Source organism: Mycobacterium asiaticum (genome assembly GCF_001668675.1).
In the GTDB taxonomy this organism is placed as follows: Bacteria; Actinomycetota; Actinomycetes; order Mycobacteriales; family Mycobacteriaceae; genus Mycobacterium; species Mycobacterium asiaticum_D.
Genome location: NZ_LZKQ01000072.1, coordinates 1 through 2,542, shown reverse-complemented (window position 1 = coordinate 2,542; position 2,542 = coordinate 1). Strand labels below are relative to the sequence as shown.

Sequence of the window (2,542 nt, the reverse complement as noted above, 5' to 3'; positions counted from 1 at the left end):
GCGCCGCCGGCGCCGAACGAGGACGCGGCACCGTACCGGACCCCGTTCTTGGGCTGCCACTCGTGCAGCTTGGTCGCCAGCCGGATGCCGACCAGGTCCCAGTCCAGCTTCTTGGTGGGGTTGTCGGAGAACAGGGTTGGCGGAATGTAGCCGTGCTGGCCCGCGAGCAGCACCTTGATCAGCCCGAGGATCCCGGCCGCGGCCTGGGCGTGTCCGGCGTTGGATTTGATCGAGCCGAGCAGAGCCTCGGATCCCGCCGCACCGTAAGTCTGGAACAGCGCCAGCAATTCCACCGGGTCGCCGGCGAGCGTCGCGGTGCCGTGACCTTCGATCATGCCGACATCGGCGGGATCGATACCGGCCGCATCCAGCGTCTTCTGCACGACCTGCTGCTGCGCGCGCACTCGAGGCACCAGGATCGGTTTGCCCTTGCCGTTGTGGTTGGTACGAACGGCCAGGATCCGCCCGTAGATGCGGTGTCCGAGTTGGCGTGCCCGCGATTCGCGTTCCACCACAACCATTCCCGCGCCCTCGCCCCACACCGTGCCGCTGACGTCGTCGGCGTATGCCCGGCAGTGGCCGTCATCGGACAACGCATGCAATTTGGCGAACTCGAAGAACGCGGCCGGTGAGCCGAGCACACAGACGGCACCGGCCAGCGCCCACTCGCACTCGTCCATGGCGACCGAATTCGCCGCCAGTTGCAAAGCGGTCAGCGAGGAACCGCAGGCAGAGTCGATGCACATCGAGGGACCGGTGAGGCCCAGGCTGTGCGAGATCCGGCCGGCACCGCCCAGCTGCCCCATCCCTACGGTCCGGTGGCCGGTGTAGCCGTCGGCGACCGCGGTGCGGGTTCCGTACTCGGTCATTGACATCCCGACGAAACAGCCGCCGAATTCGCCCTCCAGGGTCGCCGGATTGATTCCGGCGTTCTCCAGCGCTTTCCACGCCACCCGCATCGCGACGCGTTGCTGGGGGTGCATGACCAGAGCTTCGCGGTGGGTGATGCCGAAGAACTGCGGGTCGAACATCATCGCGCTTTCCATGAAACCGCCGGCGTCGCAGACCTTTCCCCAGCCGTCGGTCTCAGACACCGCCAGCAGGTCCTCGACCGGCCACCCGCGGTCGCGCGGGAACGGCGAGATCAGCTCGCGGGACTCGCACAGCGCCTCCCACAGCGCAGCCGGGGTAACCAGGCCGCCAGGCGCTTCGACGGCCAGTCCCGAGATGACGACGGGGTCAGTCACCGAGCCCGCTCGCGTTGTGCGCAGGCGGCCAACAACTCCGCCACATCGTCGAGATGATCGTTGAGGAAGAAGTGCCCGCCGTCGAACATGGTTACCTCCATGCTGCCGGTGTGCTTGCCCCAGCCGTAGAGATCGCCGAGCGTGACGATCGGGTCCTGGTCGCCCCCGAGGGCATGGATGGGCGCCGAGATTTTGATGCCGTCGGTGCAGGAGTCGGTACCTGAGTACGCGTCGCAGGCGCGGTAGTCGGCCTTGATGACGGGCAGCGCCAGCCTCATCAGATCGCGGTTGCCGAAGACGGCGGAATTGGTGCCTTCCAAAGCCGTCAGATGGTTCAGGATCTGCTCGTCCTCGGTCGGGTGGGACGGTTTGGTGATCGCGTTGGCGGGGGCCACCGCCGCGGAGACGGTGAGTAGCCGCACCTCGATCCCGCTGGCTTCGGCGAGCCGCACGAACTCGAAGGCGACCCACCCGCCCATGCTGTGCCCGAACGCGACGACGGGGCCGCGATTGTGCTCGGATGCCGAGAATTCCTGGAACGCTCCGGCGGCGATCTCGGGCAGCGTGGCCAGCGGCGGCTCGGCCGCCCGGTCCTGGCGGCCGGGGTATTGGAAGATCACGACGCTGAAGTCTTTGCTCAGAATCTTGGAGAAGGTGCGATAGGCCGAGGCGCCGGCACCGGCGTGCGGGAAGACCAGCAGCGTAGGGCTCTCGGGAGAAGCCGGTTGGTGGAACTGCCTGATCCACCCGAGTGTGCGCGGCATGCGCTCCCACCTCTCGTGAGCCCGCCGGGTCGACCCGGCACGGATCGCCGCGAAGGCCGCGCGGGCATGAACTTAGCGAAGGCTAACATAACGCGACGCGAGCGAAATGGGGCGCTCGGGTCTACAGCCACTCCCGCTCGCGCACCATCAAGGCCGCGCGCTTGTCCGGCAGGTCGAGGTCGGCGACGTGCCGAAATCCGGCAAGCTCGGCCACCCTTAGCAGGCGCACATTAGACGCGTCGGGTTCGCCGATCACCCGGGTGGCCACGGGGTCCGCGTCCAGCTGCCAGGCCGAAATCACCCGCAGCAGATCCGCCGCCAGCCGTCGCCCCCGGAATTGCGCCGGACCGAGCAGCATGTGGATCCCCGCGTCGTGGGCACGGGCCTCGTAGAACTTCGACAGCGGGTCGAGGTCGGCGCGGTACAGCTCCCAGTAACTCATCGGCACGCCGTCAAGCTCACCCAGGTAGGGGCTGGAGTGGTCGCTGAGCTCCTGCTCACGCAGGTACGACTCGATCCGGGACCGCGACC

The 2,542-nt window shown here is 67.6% G+C and carries 3 protein-coding genes; all 3 read right to left on the bottom strand.

Annotated elements, in window-relative coordinates; genetic code table 11:
- Positions 1 to 1,247 (bottom strand): beta-ketoacyl [acyl carrier protein] synthase domain-containing protein (locus A9X01_RS07315; protein WP_172832459.1); only part of this gene is annotated, 1,247 nt, incomplete at its 3' end.
- The gene (locus tag A9X01_RS07310; RefSeq protein WP_065120109.1) at positions 1,244 to 2,011 is read right to left on the bottom strand and encodes a thioesterase II family protein; all 768 of its coding nucleotides are present in this window, start codon (positions 2,009 to 2,011) and stop codon (positions 1,244 to 1,246) included. The genes A9X01_RS07310 and A9X01_RS07315, both read right to left, overlap by 4 nt.
- A gap of 121 nt (positions 2,012 to 2,132) precedes the next feature.
- Positions 2,133 to 2,542 (bottom strand): GNAT family N-acetyltransferase (locus A9X01_RS07305; protein ID WP_065120108.1); only part of this gene is annotated, 410 nt, incomplete at its 5' end.